Raw genomic sequence first — 19061 nt, 5'->3', positions numbered from 1 at the left:
AAGCAAACGCGATCCAAGGTTCATCGCGACGACGGAAATACGGTCAGGAACGACTTGGGACCCGCAATTGGAAGCCACTCCCAAGGAAGGGCGTCCGCGATCGTGAAGCTACGTTCACGCTGGCTTGTGGCACCCGGGACCCATCGAAAGAAGCACGAATCGCGCGTGCAATGCATCCGAGATCCATGGCCGTCGCTGAACGGTAAATCCCAGCGCAATTGTTGCCTTTGGCGCCGCGACGAGGAAAGCTCTCGCTCGCCTCATGGAAGTCACCTGCGAGCGCTGCAGCACTGTCTACGACTTCGATGACGCGCTCGTATCCGAGCGCGGCACCACGGTCAAATGCACGACGTGCAGCCATCAGTTCAAGGTGCGACGCACCGCGCCGACCACCGGTCCGGATGTCTGGATCGTCCGCACCGTCGATGGGCGCGAGATCGAATTTGCTGCCCTGCGCGACTTGCAAGCGGCCATCTACGACACGCGCATCACGCGCGAAGACGTGCTCGTCAAGGGCAGCAGTCGCCCAAGACGTCTCGGGTCGATTGCGGAGCTGGAGCCGTTTTTCAATCGCATGGGGATGAACGCACCAACCCCACAGCGTCGCGCTCGCACGCTGGCCGGTGCCGGTCCTGCGTCGACCACGTTCCCCGCCGTATCTTCACAACGCAGCGAAACGTCCGTCGTGTTTTCGTTGCCCAACGTGATGCGCGGCGGAGGCGTCGACCACGACGGACCTCCTCCATCGGCCCGTCGCAGCACGCTTCCGCCTCCTCCACCCGTCCTACCGAGCAGCGGACAACGCCGTGGATCCATCCCGCCGCCGCCGCCCCAAAGCGGCCGGGAAATCTCTCCGCCGCCCCATCGACGCGGATCCATCCCGCCTCCCGCATCTCCAAACGTGCGACGGTCTCCATCGGGTCGTCCGATAGGCGTTGGTGTGAGGTTTGGCGATCCAAACGATCCGGATTCGTACGAAGAGGAATGGTCGAGCACGGGGATCGAGCGAATCAGCGCGCTGCCGCCTCCACCGCCTCCGCCGAGGCGGAGCGTGCCTCCTCCGCCGCCGATGTTTCCCCCGGTAGAACCGCCTCCGCCGCTCGCGGAGACCGGAAAAACATCGCCGATGTTCCCGGATCCCGAGTCGACCAAGATCTCGAAAGCACCCGCGCCTCCGCCGCCAAAGACGCCCAGAGCCCCCGAGCCGCCGGCCTCGCCAGCGAGCTCGGCATCACCCGAACGAACATCGACGCCTCCGATCAGTCAAGACAAACCATCCGCGGCCAAACCCGAATCGACGACGGCGCGTGAAGCGGCTTTGCCCCATGAACCTGCCTTCGCCTCGCCGGAACCAAGCAGCTCGGCGAAGCCCCGCGCGGCCGAACCGGCGATGACGGCATCCGCACCCGAAAGTCCGTTCGATCCAGGGTCTGCGGCGATCCCGTCGTCGCGCCAAAGCGAGCCGTATTCCGAGCCGCACCATTCCATGCCCATCCCATCGCGACGTGCGGGCGCTGCGCGTTGGATCGTTGCGTTTGTCCTTCTCGGATGCACGGCGCTCGCCGCCTTGACGATCGTGCCCAAGCTCGTCGCCAAACCCACGCCCGTCGCAGCTCCATCCGACGCACGCGTTGCCGCGCTCGTCGAAGAAGGCGACCGAGCGATGAACGATGGCGACCTCGATGCGGCAAACGAGGCGTACGTCAAAGCGAGCGCGCTCGCGGACACGGATCCTCGCGTGAACCTGCGTCTCGTGCAGCTTGCCATCGTGCGAGCCGATATTCCGTGGCTCAAGGTGCGCCTTTTGCCGGAATCGGATCCGGATTTGCCGAGCGCTCGTCGCGAGCTCGAGCTTGCAGCGTCGCGCGCGAAACAAGCTGCCGACCGGGCGCAAGAGGCGTCGCCGAACGATCCGGACGTGACGCGAGCCCGCATCGATACGTTGCGACAGCTTGGAAACGTGGCCGAAGCGCGCAAGCTCGTCGCGTCGTTGCCGAAGTCCGCAGGCGTTCCCCACGACGAAATGCTCTTTGCGCTGCTCGACCTTGCCGAATCGCCCCCGACATGGACGACGGTCGTCGAGCGATTGTCGAACGCAGCGCGAAGCGAGCAGAGCCTTGGGCGGGCACGTTCGATGCTGATCTATGCGCTCGTGCGATCCGGGGACATCACGCGCGCGAAAGCCGAGCTGGATCAGCTCGTCGCGCTGCCTCGGCCGCATCCGCTGATTGGGTCGTTTCGATCGTTCATCGCGCAAGCTGAAAAGGGTGCGGCGGCGCCTTCGGCGGGCGATGCGGGAGCCGTCGTGGATGACAAAGCATCGCTTCGAGCGGCCATCGAAGCGATGGCGAGCGGAGACCTCGAAAAAGCATCCGGACTCTTGCAGGACCTTGAAACGCGTTTGCCGAGCGATGCGAACGTGCTCGCGACGGCGGGGCAACTGGCGCTGAAAAAGCGTGATCGCACAGGAGCGGTGAAGTATTTCGAAAAGGCGCTTGCCGCGGACAAAAATCACTTCGATGCAATGGCTGCGCTTGCGGGCATCAAGTGGGAGAGTGGCGAAAAGCAAGGAGCCAGCATTCTTTATCGTCAAATCATTGAACGGGCGGCGCCGGACAATCCGCATATGACGCAGGCCAAACAGCGGTTTGCAGCATTCGCCGATGGCGACTGGGCCGAAGCCGAGTAAAGCCGAAACGATCATGACGAACCCGAGGCATTGTCACGAAAAATGAAACATCCTTCGGACAAACTGCATTTCGTGCTGCCACCTTTCGTTGTCGTCCTGGCTGCAGGATTGGGTGTCATGGCGTGTCAAGGCCGGCCGAAGACGACGTCGGGGGCGAAAACGCGGCCGGGTTTCGACGCTCCGGCCGTCGTCGAGCTGGACCTTGCGCAAGGCGCACCGGAGATCGTTTCGTCGGGGCTCTTCGCTGCGGCGCGGGGCCGCGCGTTTGCGGACCTCGTACAAACGATCGATTCGGCGCAAAAGCGCGAAACGACCAAAGGTTTTTTCGTGCGTCTCGGCACGGCTGGATTTGGTTTGTCACGGGCGCACGAAATCGGGCGGCTTTTGAACGACATTCGCAAATCGAAGAAACCCGTGGTTTGTCATGCCGATGATCTTGGCAATGGCACGTTGCTTCTCGCGTCGGTAGGATGCGATCGCGTATGGCTGAGCCCTGCGGGGAGCGTCAATTCGATTGGCCTGGCCGCGGACATGATGTACGGCAAGCGGCTGCTCGAAAAGCTGCACGTGGATGTCGACTTTTTGCAAGTCGGCAAATACAAAGGCGCCAAGGAGCCTTTTACGAACGACGGCCCAAGTCCCGAAGCGCGCGAATCGCTCGAAGGTACGCTGCGTGGAATGCGGTCGGCGTGGCTCGGAGCGATTGCGGAGGGTCGAGGCAATCCCGAGCTTTCGAGCGTGGTGGAAGACGGGCCGTTTTCTCCGGAAGCCGCCAAAGAAAAAGGGCTCATCGATGCCGTGGGTTATGTGGACGAAGCGCGCGACGAAGCCAAAAAGCTTTCCAGTGCGGAACGCGTGAACGTGCGTTTCGGTTCGGGACCGGCGGGCGAGCCGGTATCGCGGGGGCTCGTGGGCGTGCTTCGAGCGCTCGCGGGGCCAGGCGCCGCCGGGGAACCTCGGATTGTCGTAGCGGTCGCCGCGGGCGCCATATCCATGGGCGCAGCGCCGCAATCACCGCTCGGTGGAAGCGACGGCATCAGTGAACGCGAGCTTGGTAAAACCATTACGCGTTTGTCCGAGGACGAATCCGTGAAAGCGGTCGTATTGAGGATCGATTCGCCTGGCGGATCGGCGCTGGCTTCCGACTTGCTCTGGAAGAAGCTGATGAAGTTGCGCGACGAAAAACCGCTCGTCGTGTCCATTGGAGGCATGGCTGCGAGCGGCGGGTATTACCTTGCATGCGCGGGATCGAAAATCGTCGCGGAGCCGACGAGCATCGTGGGATCGATTGGGGTGGTCACGGGCAAACTGGCGGTGGGTAAGACGCTGGATGAAATTGGCGTGAGCACGGAAACGGTCGCTGCGGCAAAAGACCCTGAAAAAGCAGCTCGAGCGACGTACATGTCGCCATTTACGAGCTGGGATGATCCGACTCGTCAAAAAGTGCTCGCTTCGATGAATTCGATTTACGATCTTTTCGTGCGTCGTATTTCGGAAGGACGCGGGGCGGATGTAAAAAAGGTGAGCGAAAGCGCCGAGGGGCGGATTTTCAGCGGCGTCGAGGCCAAAGAGCGGGGAATGATCGATGATTTGGGGGGTTTGTCCGATTCCATCGCGCTCGCTCGCAAGCTCGCGTCACTGCCCGATGACGTGCCGATCGACATTCTCGGAGGTCCGCCGGGGCTCTTCGAATTGCTCGACGTGGAAGCCGATGCAGATGCTCGTCGAAATGCCGCCATGAAAACGGCACGACAAACCACGATGAATGTGATGCTGCCGGATATCTCGGGCGTTGCGCCCCCGGCGCTCACGAATTTTTTGCATTCGATGACGCCACTTCTTGCAGGCGAACGAATGCTCGTGGCGATGCCCTTCGGGCTCGAGGTGCACTGACGAACCCGCGAGGACTCGACGCATGAAATCAATGAGCAGCCAATCGAACTCACCCGGGACGAACCGGCTCTGATAGTCTGACAGGGTTTTTCATGGGCGCGACGAGCTACGATCAGGGACACGAGGCCACGGAGCGGCGGACGATGCCGCCGCCGGAGCTGCTCGATCGGTCCGCACCGGACTCGGCGGGTGCACTCGTGCTCGAAGCTCTCCGGGCGGAAGAGGCGATCACGCGGCATCGCGGGGCACGCGCGGAGGTTGCGCACCTGCGCGCGCGCGTTTCGCAATGTCATGAAGACGGTGATGCCGCGGGCGAACGCGAAGCGGCGATTGCTTTGGCGCGGCTGCTCGTGTCACGCGAAACGGAGCTCGATACGGCGATCGCGATGGCCGAGCGGGCGCTGGAAATTGCAGAGGACGCGGATCTGCGGGCGGACCTTGCGGATTGGTACGCGGGGCTGGGTGAGCCTGCAGCGGCAGCGGCGCTGCTTCGTGCGTCGTGCAGTTCGGCGGACCCGATTGGAACGGCGCAAACGCTCGAACAGATTGCGGTCCTCTTGGCGCGAGGAGGCGATCCCGCGGGAGCTGCGGCAGCGCTCGAACAATCCGCAGCGCTCGATCCGTCGCAGCCCGTGGCGTTCGAATTGCTCGGGTCCATCGGCGCATGGGCCGTGAACGCCGTTCCTTCGGAGATTGCGGCGCACGCGTATCTGGCCGCTGCAGAACGACACGACTCGCTGGGGGACACGGAGAGCGGGGTCGAAGATCGGCTGCGCGCGTTCGAGATCGCGCCGCACGACGAGACCGTTGCGGATGCGGTTTTCCAAGCGCTCGCGATGCGCGGAGCGCTCGACGCCGCCGATGAAGCGCTGCGTGAACATGCCAACGCGCTGGCCGAGACAAACCGTTACCGCGCGCGTCAAGTTCACCTGCGCCGCGTGACGCAGGCGATCGACGAAGACCACGCATCGCGGGCGCTTGGAGCGCTTCTCGATGCGGGCGTGATTGCAGAAATCGACACGGATCTCGGCGTCATCGCGGATCGCGTGGTCGACCTTTCGCGGCTCGATGCGGTCGCGTCGGTGCGGCGCAAGCTGCAACAAAAAGTGGGTACGATTGCGACGATCGTGTCGCAAGCACGCGGCGTGGAAGGTGCCGCGGCGACGCTGCTTCAAGCGACGTTGCATGCATCGAACAGCCGGGAACGAGCCGACGCGCTGGTGCAGCTCGCAGCATCGACGGTGGGCGAAGTATCGGCCGTGCTGCTCGCCGTGGCGGCCGAGAGTTACATGAGTCTCGGGCTCAGTCAGCATGCGCGGCGCACGGCCGAAGACGCATGTTTGGCGGATCCAGCGTGTGCGCGCGCGTTCTCTGCGCTCGCACGGGCAACGATTGCCGCGCCGCACCAGGATGCAGCCGGTGCCGTCGAAGCTGGCGCGTCGACGATGCTGATTCGGGCAACGATCTGCGATGGGATGGCGCGTGCGTTCGAAGCGGTTGGTGAAGATGCGCTTGCCTTGACGTGGACGCAGCGCTGGCTCGCGCTGCAACCGGGTCATCCAGAAGCGATGCACGAGCTCGTGCGTCGGGCTTCCAAGGCGTACGATCCGGATCGTCTCGAAGAAGCGCTTCGTTGGGTACTTGCGCAGCCGCGTCCACTCGACGACATGGCAGCCGTGTATGGCGAGGCGCTCGAGCTGCTCGCCGAGATCGATCAAGATCGCGCGATCGACCTCGCGCGCAGGGCGCTCGACATGTACGGGCCGCGTGTGCCTGGGCTGCGCGGACGCCTCTTGGCGCTGAGCGATCGTGCGGGAGATGCGTCGTTGGCGGTCACGCTTCTCGAACGATTGGTGTCTTCGAAGGTGAAGGATGGACGCGCGGTCGAGCGATTGTTCGACCTTGCTCAGCGGCGAGCTGCGGCGCGGGATTGGGATGGTGCAGCGGCCGAGCTTGCGCGAGCAGCGGCGCGCGGCGCGCCGTCGCGCACGTTGAACGAGCACCTCGACGTGCTCGATGCACAGATGCAGGCGGCTCGAGCGTCGCTTGGTTCCGACGGACTCGTTTCGTTCGTCGAAGCGCGCGTGTATGCGCTCGGTGCGTTGCTCGATGGCCCCGAGCAATCGCAGCTCGAAAACTTGGCGATGGCCTGGCGCGAGCTCGGCAGCGTGAAGTGGGACTTGGCGCATGATGGGCTGGGCGCGGAGCAAGCGTTTTTCAAGGCAGCTCAGGCGGCACCGCAAGGTGGGATGGTGCGTTATGCGCACGATCTGATGACGTTCGCGGGGCCCGAGCCGGGTCTCGATGCAGTCATTCGTCGAGCAGCACGTCTCGATGATTCGCGGCGTCATGCGGCGCTGCTCATCGATGCGGCAAACCTTGCGTACGCGCATCGTTTGTCCAAGCGCGCGATGGAGATTGCCGCCAGTGCGATCCAGATCGATCCGTCGCGTGCCGATGCCGTGGCGATCGTGGAGAAAGCGTCGGAAGGCGCCGGTGGAGTCGAAACGCTCGATCGCATCTACGACGTGCTCGCGAACGCGGCGCTTGGTTGTTATGGGCGGCGCGCTGCGCATTATCGCGGGGCCCGGCAGCTCGAACGGCGAGGCGCGGTCGCTTTGGCCATGCGCCATGCCGTTGCGGCGTTCGAGGCGGTTCCATCCGAAGGCACGGCATACGTGCTGATGGCGCGTTTGTCCGAACGATCGGGCGATCCGACGGAGGCCATCGCGGCCATTCAACGCGTCGCCGAAGCAGCGCAGCCGGGAGCTCGTGCGACATGGCTTCTGCGCGCAGCGTCGATGGCGGGCCCGGGAGAAGAAGGCGCTCGCATGCGGTTCGACCTGCTTTTGCGCGCCATCACGGCACGACCGGACGTGTCGACGATCGATCAGGTGGGCACGGTCGTGCGGCAATTACTCTCGCACGGCGACGATGCGGACATCCTTTCGATGCGCTTCGAGCGGGGAGCGCTTGCGGCGCTCAAGAAGACCGATGGCCCCGATGGAGCGCGCGCAGCCATCGCTCTTGCGCGCGTCGCCTTCAGTGCGTTCACCGCACACAAGCTCGGTCTGCACCTATTGCAAAAGGCCATCGCGGCCGATGGTGACGTCGACGAATACGCGTCGGTCGTCGAGTTTGCGCCCGGCATCACGCATGCCGATTCGACCGCGGCGCAAGCGTTCGTCGACGCATTGCTCACCTTCGTGAATCGCCCGTACGCAAGCGTCGGAAGCGCCCTGCTTGCGTTTGGCAGCAAGCTCGCCGCGGCGCTTGGCGATGCACACACGACGGCGCTGCTCCTCGTGCAAGCCGCACGTCGTGCCCCGGAAGATGACAAACTCGTTTGCGAGGCCGACGTTGCCGTACGAAAAACGGGTGATCCGGCGCTCGAGAGCGACCTCGACAAAGCGGTTGCGCCAGACGAACGGATGGCCGCATTCGTGCGTTTGGCCGAGGTGAAAGAACGTGATGGAGCGTGGAGTGATGCGCTCGATGCTCTAGGACGCGCGCTCGATTCGAACCTGCTCCCACCGACGCAGCGAGAACCCGTGCTTTCGAGCATGCGGCGGCTCTTGCTATTGTCCGGAAAAACCGCGGAAGTCGAAGCTCTCCTATCGACGGAGCTCGAACGTAAGGAGCTGGAAGCGGCGACGAGGGTACGTGTCGCGCTCGATCTTGCGGCGCTGCTCGGCAATCGTGGTGATGACCTCGCGGCGCTCGAAACGCTGAAGCGAGTGGCCCCGCTGGCGCACGACGACAAGGATTTGATGGTCGCGACGTTGCGTTTGGCTCGACGAACGGGGGACAAACGCTTGCAGTTGACGCTGCTCGAGCGACTCGTGGACATGACGCCGGGCGATGCGGCGCGAAAAACCGTGCTGCGCGAAATGGCGCGCCTGCGCGAGCAGCTCGGAGAACAGGGCGCGTCTCTGCCGACCAAGCCAGGGATTGCCGATCCTTCGATCAAACCGGGTCTCGCCGAACCTGCGCGTCCCAATGCGGCAGCAGCGCCAAAGCGTCCGGCTGAAGGCATTACGCCCGCGAGCGCCGCTACCGCGACCGCACGCGGAATTGGCGACAAGGTGCCGACGAGGCCGACACCGCAACCCAGGCAGTCGACGCCAGGAGCCATTAGGAGGATGACCCCCGCGGGCATCCCTGCGGCCGCAGAAGGCGCCGTTTCGCTCGAGGAACAGCAGGCTCGAGCGCTCGAACGAGGTGACCACGGAGCGGTTGTCAACATCCTCGCCAGACGCATCCACGCGACGACGGATCCGCAGCGTAAACACATGCTGCGAAAGAATCGCGCCAACATCCTCGAACAGCACCTCGGACGCTACGAAGATGCGCGGGACGAGCTCGTTGCACTCCTCGCCGAGACGCCCGGTGACGTCGACGTGATGCAGCAGCTCGCCGAGCTTCATGAACGGCTTGGCAAGCCGCTATTGGCCGCGAATCTTTGGAAGCAAATTCGAGAATCGTCACCGGCAAAGCACATCCGGGCCGAAGCGGGAATTCGCGCGATTCGTGCGTACATCGAGGGACATGACGCTGCATCGGCCCAAGCCATGCTCGACAGCGTGGGCTCCGTCGTGCAGCGTGAAATGGCCATTGAATTCCGCGCGGCGATCGCACGCGAGCAGGGCGACGTGCATGCCCAAGCCGAGGCGCTCGAGCAATTGGCCAGCATCGTCACGCAACCGGCCAACAAGCGCGCAGCGTTTTTCCTCGAAGCGGCCCATTTGGCATCGTCGCACGGTGAGGACAACCTGGCACTCGACCGGGCACGTCGCGCCGTCAATCTCGCGCCGCATTCGGCCGATGCCGTGCTGGAAGTGCGACGGCTCGAATATCGCGTTCATGGAGCGGGCACGCCGCGTGAAGCTCAGTTTGCCATTGAAGAGCTCACCCGCATTGCATCGGATTTGTCGCGTGAGCAGCTCGAGCTCCAAGCGTTTCTCCTGGCCGAGGAGCTCGACGTGGTGCAGGGTCGCGGGGCGGGCATGCGCGAGCTCAACAAGCGTCATGCGGAGCTTGGAAATGCACCGCTAATTGCTCTCGGAATGGCCGAAAGGCTCGTACGCAACAAGAATTTCGATGCGGCCATACCGCTCTTCGAACGGGCAGTCAGCGGAAACTTGCGCGGTGTACGCACGAAAGGTCGCGTTGCTCTCGCGGCAGCTCATGCGGCAATGAATGCCGGACAGCTCGAAGTTGCGTCTCGCATGCTCGACCGTGCAGCGGCCGAAACCGATACGCGCCCGATTGCGATTCGCCGCAAGCTCGAGTTTGTCGCGAAACACGGCGAGCCCGATGCGGCACGCAGTGCCCTCGACGAGCTCATTCGCCAATCGAACGGCCTGGATCGGGCCCGTTTTCTGCTTCAGCTTGGCCGATTGCTCGCGGCCACCGATCCGCAAGATGCCATTCGTTTCTTCACCGAAGCGGCTCCGCTTGCAGCATCCGACCGCGCTTTGGCCGCGCACATCGACGACGAGCTCGCGAGGCTCCGGCCGAAGAAGGTGGCCGAGGAAGCTCCCAGCTTGGACGTGTCATGGGACGACGACGAGGATCTCGACGAGATTCCAATTCCGCTCGCCACGCCCGCCATTCGCACGAAGCCCGTGCAGCCGGCGCCTGCGGTTCTGGCTCCTGCCAAACCGGACAAACCCGCCGAAAAACGCCTGGATCCGCCAACGATCACGCCTTTCGCCGTACCGGACAAACCCGCCGAAAAACGCCTGGATCCACCAACGATCACGCCTTTTGCCGTACCGGACAAACCTGCCGAAAAACGCCTGGATCCGCCAACGATCACGCCTTTTTCCACGGACGACAAACCCGTCGAAACGTTTCCGGGAAGCTCGAAGCGGCCCGAGCCATCGGACGACATTCTCCCGGTCGCTTCGACGCCTTCGATTCCACCCAAAGCATCCGGCGGCGAGCCTGCGGATGAAACGTCGCTTTTCACGCAACTTGCGGCAGGTTCGTACGAAGCCGGCGATCGGCTCGTCGAGCTGTACGGCCCGAGCGCGCACGAGCGTTCGCGTGACGTGCTCGCAGTGCGCAAGCAACAAGCATCGCTGCGTCCCGGTGATCGGTTGACGCTCGAGAATTTGCTTGCGGCTGCCGTCGCGGATCGCAACGAGGCGTATGCGCGGGCCATCGAGCATGTTCTGCGAGGTTTCGATTCATCCGCCACGCCCGTGCCCCCGCCCCCGCTGTCGTCGATGATGACGTCTGCCGAGCTCGTGCTGGCGCTCTTGTTTCGGCCCATCGAAGGACCGCTCGACGAGGCGCTCACGATTACGTGGGAAACGGGACGTTATCGGCGCGAGCCGAGTCATTATGGGCTTTCGGGCGCCATTCGCGTCCAGCCCGGCGCCGCAACGGCGCTCGGGGAAGCTTATGGGAGTGTGGTTCGCGTATTCGGCGCGACGCGCACGCCGCTTTTCCATCGCCGATTGGCGCCCAATCAAGGGGGCGTTGGCGCGCCGTTATCGATGCAGATAGCGCTTTTGACGCCCCCAGCCATGATCATCGTCGGCGACGTGCTCAAAGATCCGGCGGAGCTTCATTACCTGCTCGGAACGGGAATCGCCGGTACGCTACCCGAGCACGTATTGGCTCGAGGGCTACCCGAGGAGCATTTCCGGACGCTCGTTTCAGCGCTCCAGGCGGCATTTGGTCCCGTCAATGCGAATGTGAAGACCGATGCCGCCGTTGCCCGTCTTGGACAAGACCTGTGGCAACTCGTCAATCCGCGCGCCGATCGTCGATTGCGTGAAATCTTTTCCGATGGCGCTGCGACCACGCACGACGTGGCGCTCGATGGCGCGCGGCGCGCAGCCCGGCGCGCGGGCCTCTTTGCCTGCGGGGATTTGCCGACGGCGCTGCGTTTGCTCGTTGCAGAGCTGGGCATTTCACTCGACGTTCCGCTCACCGCACCCGACGGTCTCGAGCGAGCGTGCACGAAGCATCCGGAAATTGCCGAAATCGTGCGACTCGCCACGCGAAGCGAATACGCCGAAGCGCGTTGGAATGCGTCTCCTGCGCTCGATTCACGAAGAGACCGAACTCCGCGACCATTTCGCGTCAACTAGAGGGGAATAAGGTAAAATCGGGGGGTATGGGGGGCCGAGCCTCGCCGCCCCCCCATCGTAAACAAAACCCTCGCTTTGCGCGCGTCCCACGCGCGCAAAGCGAGCGTACAAATTCTGGCCCGGATGCAAGTCTGACAGCATTGTCACGGTGAGCCGATTCCTCTACGATGGTTTTCGGCCATTTCCTTCGCTCGTTTGCATGGCCCGAAGATCGCTTTACGTTTCGTCGTGACATGAGGAGGCAGCCTTTGGTTTGCGTTTTTCGCTCGTCTGCGCTCGTCTTGGCCTCGCTTGCATCGGGTTGCCTCGTGCCGACCCCTCCGATCACGTACGAACCAACGCAATCGCCACCGATCATCGTCGCATCGGGCTTGAGTCCCGATCCCCGCGGAATATTGCTCGTCGGTGGAGACGAAGGCGCGACTGAATTCGGCATTACGGCGTCGATCTTATCGGAAGATGCAGGAGAAGACGTCAAAGTTGCGCTGTACGTGGATTATGGCCTTACCAATGCATTGGGTCAGCCTTTCCGATTCGCTTTACAGACCTTTCCCGAATTGCCACCTGCGACACTGGCCGATGGCCCCCGTCCGCTCGTCGGTGTACGATGGGTCGACGGCGCATTCCCGATTCAACCCGGCTGTCATCGGTTGACCCTCGTCGCGACACACGAATTCGATACGGCGACCGGCTGTCCAAAACATCTCAACGATTCGAGTCAAGTCACGTGGCATTTTCAACAATGCGACGTGGGAGAGTGCCCGGCCGCATTGGAGGATTGCCCGGCCACCGACGCAACCTGTCCCCTCGAGCCATGAGTGAAAACGAGTGTTATGATGTAGCGATGTAACGACGGAGAAGTCCTATGAAACATAGCTTGGCAAAAGTAGCTTTCCATCTCACGGCATTGGTTGCACTTTCCGGCTGCGTGATCCTTGGCGGCGAAGCGGAATCCGTAACGAATACGTGCGCTTCGGATTCCGATTGTGAGGGTGGTGTTTGTGTCGACATCAGCGGCACGCCGGCCTGCGTAACCACGCGCGCCGATCTCCCTGGGCTGATTCTGGAAGTCCAGCCTTCGACGGAAGCACCATACGGCGCGGGCACGTCGTTTTTGATCCCATTCGGTGGAGGCGGCCTCGCCGCAAAGTCGGATTCGGGAATCGTCATCGATCAAGACATCGTTCTTCCGCAGTCGGTGGTGTCACCGATCGAGCTCTACATCGATTACGACTACAAGGGTTGCCCCTTGCCTCCCAGCCGCAAGCTCGCCGCTGATTTCGTTTTCTTTCGCAATTCGATGCACGACGGCCTGCCCGAACACGAAGCCAAAGCGATTTCCTTGGAAACGGAAACGGATTCTTACATCGTCGACTTGCCCCAGGGCGTTTACGACATGCACGTGATTCCGCGCGCGCCCGATGGTTGCGTATCCCCGCCTCCGCCGCCGACGTTTCATCGCGAGCTCGACGTTTCTCAAGGTGGCAAGCTCGACTTGCACCTCACGGCGCCGCCACACGTCATCAGCGGTACCGTGGGTTTTCCCAAGGGGCAAGACTTGACCGGTTGGACCATTCAAGTCGTCGAGCCCAAACGGGGCAAGCCCATTTCCGCGACGCAAACCCTCGAAGTCGAGCCGCTCAATTTGTACGCTTCGTACAGCCTCGAATACTTCTGGAATGGCGCCCCCGATTCATCGCCCGTGCTCCGCCTTCGTCCCCCTCAAGGCGTCAAGGCCCCACGGCTCTTTTGGGAAACCGCAGCGCTGAGTCCCCTCAATCCCAACGCCGAAAACATCGAAGCCAACCTCGTGCTCGTCGACCTCGATGCCGTCGGACGCGACGTGGACGCCTTCGTCGTCGATACGCATGGCCTTCCGGTCGTTTCGACCATCACCTTCAAAAGTCTCGAGCTATCCGGCAATGCTTCGAGCAACGCCCAATACAACATCGTCGTCGATACCGATCAGGATGGGAGATTTTCGACGAAATTGCCCCCTGGCAAGTACAAAGTCATCGCTCATCCGACGTTCGACACCACCAAGGCCGTCACCACGGACGATTGGGAAATCAAGACGAACGATGATTGCATCTGCGGCAAAGGCCTCGTCATTCGCGACAAGTCCACCATTTCGGGCGAGGTTGTCTTGCCAAACGGCGTGCCGCTCGTCGCCGGCGCTGCTAGCGTCTACCCGTCGCGCTCACCCGCGCGCCCGTATCTGTCGAGCCACCTCGTGGCCGACGCTTCGATATCCCAAATTGCTTCCGCATCGCTAGGACCTTCGGGAAACTTTTCGCTCCTCGCCGATCCCGGCCTCGTCGACCTGCTCGTCGTCCCGCCACCAGGCTCGCTTTATCCGTGGCTCATCCGCTCGCAGCTCGATGTTCAGCCCAATGCCGACGGCTCCGAAATGTTCAACCTCCCGTCGCTCGTGCTTGCGTATCCCGCCATCCTGCGCGGCGTCGTTCGAAGCCCTGACAAAGCCATCATCACGAGCGGTACCGTACGGGCCTGGATGCCCGTGACTGCGGTCGGTTTCGATAGCACGGTAGTCATACAGATTGGTGAAACGATGACAGGCGCCGATGGCCGCTTCATCTTGCCGCTGGCCCCTTCGCTCTCGAAATGACCCGTTGATTCCAGCCGCGGCGGCATCGCAAGGTTGCACTGCATTCTTTGCGTCCCGGGGGTATCCGAAAGTCGCCGAGTTGGGATAGGCTGGAGACGTGGCGGAGTCCGACACGGGCGGCAATGACCAGGCGATCGGCTCGCGCGCGGCGCTGCTATTTCAAAGCGACGTACCCATCCACGACGCTTCGAAAATCGATGGGGAATCGCGACGGCAGAGCGACCGCGACCTTGCTGGTGTGCTGCACGAAGTTTCGAACGCGCTCACCGTGGTGCTTGGATGGATCGACCGAGCTCGTGACGAGATCGACGAGGCGCCGTCGGTCGAACATGCGCTCAGCATCGCGGCCGTGCGAGCGCGTCATGCGCGTCAGATCGTTCGACGTGCCATTGGTGCAGACGTTCCCGACGACGCACCGTGTACGGCCGAGGCGCTTTTGCGCGACGCGAGCACGGGATGCGAACCCGAAGCGACGCGAGCAGGTGTAAAGCTGCACATGACGATCGATCCGGCGCTCGGGGATACGCAGCTCCTGGGCGGGTCGATCATCTTGCAAATCCTGACCAACCTGTTGCTCAACGCCATCGCCGTGTCTCCCGCGCAAGGCATGGTTTTTCTCGATGTAACAAGCGACGCGTTGGGACAGGTCGTGTTCGGAGTGGCCGATGAAGGTCCGGGCATACCTGTCGAACGTCGCGCCAACTTGCTCGATGCAGGCGTCACGACGCGCGCTGGTGGAGCGGGCATCGGTTTACGTTACGCAGCGGGGCTTGCGCGCGAGCTTGGGGGTTCGTTGCATTTGGTCAGGGCCGAGCCTGGAGCGCGTTTCGAGCTGCGTTGGCCGAAGCGCGCGAGCTTGATGCCGACGCCACCGCGCTCGAGTCGCCGGCCTGGTGTGGGCTTGTCGGGCAAACGCATCCTCGTCGTCGAAGATGACGATGCGGTCTACGATCTTCTCGACGCAACGCTTGGCAACCGCGGCGCCGAGCTCATGCGCGCACGCACGAGGCCCGAGATCGAAGCGGTTGTCGCGAGCCAACGTTTCGACGCCGTACTATGTGACTTGTCGCCGATTCGCGACGACGTCGTCGGTGCACTTGGAAAAATCCGCGAAGCAAGCGCGCACAGTCGCGTCATCGTCATCTCGGGAAGCTCCAATGTCGTCGCGGGTTTGCCCGCGGAGTGGAACGTGAGCTACGTTCGCAAGCCTTTTGAAATTCATGAGGTTGTGGCAGAAATCACAAAATAGGGGCGGCGAAGCCGTGGAAAAGTGGTTGGTGCCTTGTTATTGGTAATATAATAAACTTTTACATACGTGTTGGTGCCTTTCGCGGTCCGTTTTTTTGAGTGGCCGAAGAAAATTTCTTGACATCCGCCCTGGAGCAACTACTGTCCGCGGCGCCCAACGCGAAGGTGGCGGAATTGGCAGACGCACTAGCTTGAGGTGCTAGCGGGTAACACCGTGGGGGTTCAAGTCCCCCCCTTCGCACCACCCGAATACGGGAACACAACGCGAGCGAAAAGCTCGGAGAACGAGGCCGGCAGCCAAAAGGCGTGCCGGCTTTTTTCATTTTGCCGCGCGGTTCCGCGTCCGCTGTTGGCGCAGGATTTCAGCCATTTCTTCGGTCGGGCGAACTCTTTACGATCGGCTTCCGAGCGCGCTCGCGCTCGACCTCGGACTTCGTACATGAAGGGGTTCACGATGCGCTTACTCCTCGGTTTGTCGGCTGGCACGTTGCTTTCTTTCCTCGGTGGTTCGGCCTTTGCCGCATCTCCAACTGCGGTCCTGGATGTCGGATCGTTCTCGTCGGCGATGATTGCGCCCGGCGCTGATGCCAAGGCCATCGATACGGCGGCTCGGGTTGTCTTGGCGCAGCGCGCGCCTTCGACGAACGCGCTGTCGTTTGGCCCGTCGCACACGGCGTCGCTCCGCGATGGTCGTCGCATCGTCAAGTTGCCGCAGATGCATGCGGGACTTCCCGTCATGAATCGCAGCGCCACGGTCACGTTCGGTCCGGATGGCGTAGCGAACATCGTTGCCGCAAAGCTCGCGGAGGGTCTTCCTTCGGACGTCACGCCGTCGGTGGATGTGGTGACGGCTGCAGCCGCGGCAACGCAGCGCGCGGGCGTCGTTGCCGATCCGAAATCGGCGCAGCTCGTCATCTGGCCGTCGGGCGATGGAGATCGCCTCGCGTGGCACTTCTACACGCCGTCCTTCGGTTTGCCTTATGCCCCGGTGACGGTGGTCGATGCGAAAACGGGCGGCGTCATCGCTCATTACAATGCCGCGGTCAGCCTGCACCAAGCCGAGGTTTTTCCTTCCAACCCGGTCAAGTCGCCTCAGTTGACGAGCGTAAAACTACCGCTTCCCGACGGAGCCACCATGCTCACGGACGAGCTCGTCACGGCCAAGAACTGCATCGACACGAAAATGACGAAGCAGCTCATGATTCCGGGCGTGCCGATTCCGCTCAACATTCACGTCTGCGAATTGCAACAGAAGGCCATTGCCGACGCGGTAACCCTCGATTTCGGCGACAAACCCGCCGCAGACACCGCGCCCGAGGATGCCTTCGCCGAGCTGCACATTTATCATCACACGCGCGCGGCGTACGATTACTTCCGGGCATTCGATCCCAGCTTCAAGGTGCAGGACGGCCCCATCGACGCCGTGGCGAACCTCATGCTTCCCGCGGGAATCATGGAAGGCGATATTGCGAAAGCGGGTGATCCGAACGTTCCGTTCGAGCCATTCCAAAATGCGTTTTTCGCGCCTGCTTCACCTGGTGGAGGTTTCTCGCTGCAATCGATTTTCGGCATCACGGGTGCCGCGATGATGTTCGGCCAGGGTCCGAACAAGGATTACGCCTACGACGCGGACGTCATTTACCACGAGTTCACGCACGCTGCGGTCAACGCAACCGTGGCGTTCGTCGGTACGGCTCACCGTGACAAGTATGGCATCAGCATGTCGCCTGGCGCCATGAACGAAGGCATTTCCGATTATTTCGCCGCCGCCATCACGGGCGATCCAGACGTCGGCGAATACGCGGTTTTGGACTACGACCCCTCCGGCAAGGCCATTCGAAGCCTCGCCGGCCCGGACGCCTGTCCGTCGCACATTGGCGGCCAAGTCCATAACGACGCGCCGCTCTTTTCCGCGGGCCTATGGGACCTGCGGATAACGTTGCCCCCGGCCAGTCAATCCGATCTCGACCTTGCGGTCTATGCAGCCATGGTTGCCGCGCCTTCGGGCGACCTCGGTTATGAAGACTTCGCCAAACTCATCGTGGCGGAAGTCCAAAAGGCCCCAGCGCTCGGTAGCGCGATTGCCACGCAGCTCGAAGCGGCATTCACGGCACGAGGCATCTTGCCCGAATGCGCTCGCATTCTCGATTACAAGGGCGAAGTGATGCAGGGGCCGCTCCCCGTTGGCGCTGGTGTTAGCGTGTGGTGGGGTCTCAGCAAATCGGCAGCGAGCCTGGGTAACAATTCGCTTGGATATGCGCCCGGCATCATTCAGGTGCGCGTGCCCATACCCGACAACACGGAATCGGTGACGGTGGATTTCCGCGGCCGAACGGTCAGCAGCCAGGGCGGGCTGGGCGGTCCCATGGGCGACTTTACGCCGAGCGTGCTCGTGCGCGTGTCGGAAGAACCCATTACGTTCACGTATTCGCCCTTCGCCACGACCCCCGATGTCGTGAAGATCGACCCCGAATCAGGTGGCGAAGACAATCAAGGCTTCACCATGTATTCGGCCAAAGCCGACATCATGCCCGGCGCGAAGGTGGCCTACGTCATGATCGTCAATACGGCCGATGCCGAAGGCGCGTTTACCGACCTCGCCTTCACCATGACGCAATCGGCAGGCGTCGGTGGTGCCGGCGGACAAGCTGGCGCCGGCGTCGGCGGCGGTGGCGGAAGCGGCGCGAACCCCATAGGACCCGTCATTTCCGACGACAGCTCCTGCGGATGCGTCGTTCCCGGCTCTTCCAATGCTCCGATCGGCTTCTCGCTCGCGTCTCTCGCCGCGCTCGGTTTGCTCTTCGGACGCCGCCGCCGAAGCTGAAATAGGTTTGTCACGGCAATTCCAACAGCGCCCTCGCTTCGTCGAGATTCCCCACCACCGCATCCGCCAATAGCTCGAATCCCGCGGGGTCGACCTCCGGCACCGCGATCACCTTCATGCCCGCAGCGCGCGCAGCTTTCGCCCCATTTCGCGAATCCTCGATGGCCAAACATTCTGGTGGCGACACCCCGAGCAGATCGGCCGCACGCAAATACACGTCGGGAAACGGTTTGGCATGAGCAACCTCCCTCCCAGACACCGTGACATCGAAATAATCCCGCAAATCAAAATGCTTTAGAATTGCGTCGATGAGCATCCGAGCCGAAGACGATGCGAGCCCCACCGGCAGCCGCCCGCGAACGTCATTCAATATCGCCATGGCAAACGGCTTCAGCGACAAACCATCCACGCGCGAGACGAAGTGATTTTCTATCTCCGCAACGTCTGTCGCTTCGTCCACTTCGAAGCCGCCTTTTCGACCCATGACGTGCACGACCTGGCCAATCCCCATGCCCGTGCATTCGAGCGCCATTTCGTGCGTCCACACGCCGCCGCGCGATGCGGCGAACGCAATTTCGACTTCGTGCCACAATGGTTCTGAATCCACGAGCAGGCCGTCCATGTCGAAGACCAGCGCGTGCGGGGTAAAACGCATCACGACAAACTTGGCGT

At 62.4% G+C, this 19061-nt stretch carries 8 protein-coding genes and 1 tRNA gene; 8 read left to right on the top strand and 1 reads right to left on the bottom strand.

The genetic code is table 11. From position 1 onward, the window contains the following. The first annotated feature begins 262 nt into the window (after nucleotides 1-262). From IPM54_09875 to IPM54_09840, 8 genes are all read left to right on the top strand, one after another. On the top strand, nucleotides 263-2689 hold the full coding sequence (locus IPM54_09875) for a zinc-ribbon domain-containing protein (protein ID MBK9260130.1): 2427 nt from the start codon (nucleotides 263-265) through the stop codon (nucleotides 2687-2689). A gap of 42 nt (nucleotides 2690-2731) precedes the next feature. Beyond that, complete coding sequence (gene sppA / locus IPM54_09870; GenBank protein ID MBK9260129.1) at nucleotides 2732-4582, top strand: signal peptide peptidase SppA; 1851 nt, start codon at nucleotides 2732-2734, stop codon at nucleotides 4580-4582. Between the two features lie 92 nt (nucleotides 4583-4674). Then, nucleotides 4675-11688, top strand: coding sequence for a hypothetical protein (locus IPM54_09865; protein MBK9260128.1), 7014 nt, complete (start codon nucleotides 4675-4677; stop codon nucleotides 11686-11688). Nucleotides 11689-11996: 308 nt separating this feature from the next. After that, entirely contained in the window at nucleotides 11997-12506 is a 510-nt protein-coding gene (locus tag IPM54_09860; protein MBK9260127.1) for a hypothetical protein, read from the top strand. A 47-nt stretch (nucleotides 12507-12553) separates the two neighbouring features. Then, nucleotides 12554-14317, top strand: coding sequence for a carboxypeptidase regulatory-like domain-containing protein (locus IPM54_09855; protein MBK9260126.1), 1764 nt, complete (start codon nucleotides 12554-12556; stop codon nucleotides 14315-14317). 97 nt (nucleotides 14318-14414) lie between these two features. Next, a complete protein-coding gene (locus tag IPM54_09850) occupies nucleotides 14415-15566 on the top strand; it encodes a response regulator (protein MBK9260125.1) in 1152 nt (383 codons plus the stop codon). Between the two features lie 158 nt (nucleotides 15567-15724). After that, nucleotides 15725-15809: transfer RNA gene (locus IPM54_09845), tRNA-Leu, on the top strand. 210 nt (nucleotides 15810-16019) lie between these two features. After that, nucleotides 16020-18389 (top strand): hypothetical protein, encoded by a 2370-nt coding sequence (locus IPM54_09840; GenBank protein ID MBK9260124.1) that lies wholly within the window; start codon nucleotides 16020-16022, stop codon nucleotides 18387-18389. A gap of 10 nt (nucleotides 18390-18399) precedes the next feature. Here the strand turns inward: IPM54_09840 and IPM54_09835 are convergent, their stop codons facing one another. Continuing rightward, nucleotides 18400-19047, bottom strand: coding sequence for an HAD family phosphatase (locus IPM54_09835; GenBank protein MBK9260123.1), 648 nt, complete (start codon nucleotides 19045-19047; stop codon nucleotides 18400-18402). Nucleotides 19048-19061: the final 14 nt, after the last annotated feature.

The organism is Polyangiaceae bacterium (assembly GCA_016715885.1).
Lineage (GTDB): Bacteria > Myxococcota_A > Polyangia > Polyangiales > Polyangiaceae > Polyangium.
Note: the sequence above shows the minus strand (reverse complement) of the source record. Positions and strands in the feature narration are given on the sequence as shown.

Coding starts and splice junctions, on each gene's coding strand:
- IPM54_09875 (MBK9260130.1), top strand. CDS start 263: ATGGAAGTCACCTGCGAGCGCTGCAGCACTGTCTACGACTTCGATGAC.
- IPM54_09840 (MBK9260124.1), top strand. CDS start 16,020: ATGCGCTTACTCCTCGGTTTGTCGGCTGGCACGTTGCTTTCTTTCCTC.
- IPM54_09855 (MBK9260126.1), top strand. CDS start 12,554: ATGAAACATAGCTTGGCAAAAGTAGCTTTCCATCTCACGGCATTGGTT.
- IPM54_09865 (MBK9260128.1), top strand. CDS start 4,675: ATGGGCGCGACGAGCTACGATCAGGGACACGAGGCCACGGAGCGGCGG.
- sppA (MBK9260129.1), top strand. CDS start 2,732: ATGAAACATCCTTCGGACAAACTGCATTTCGTGCTGCCACCTTTCGTT.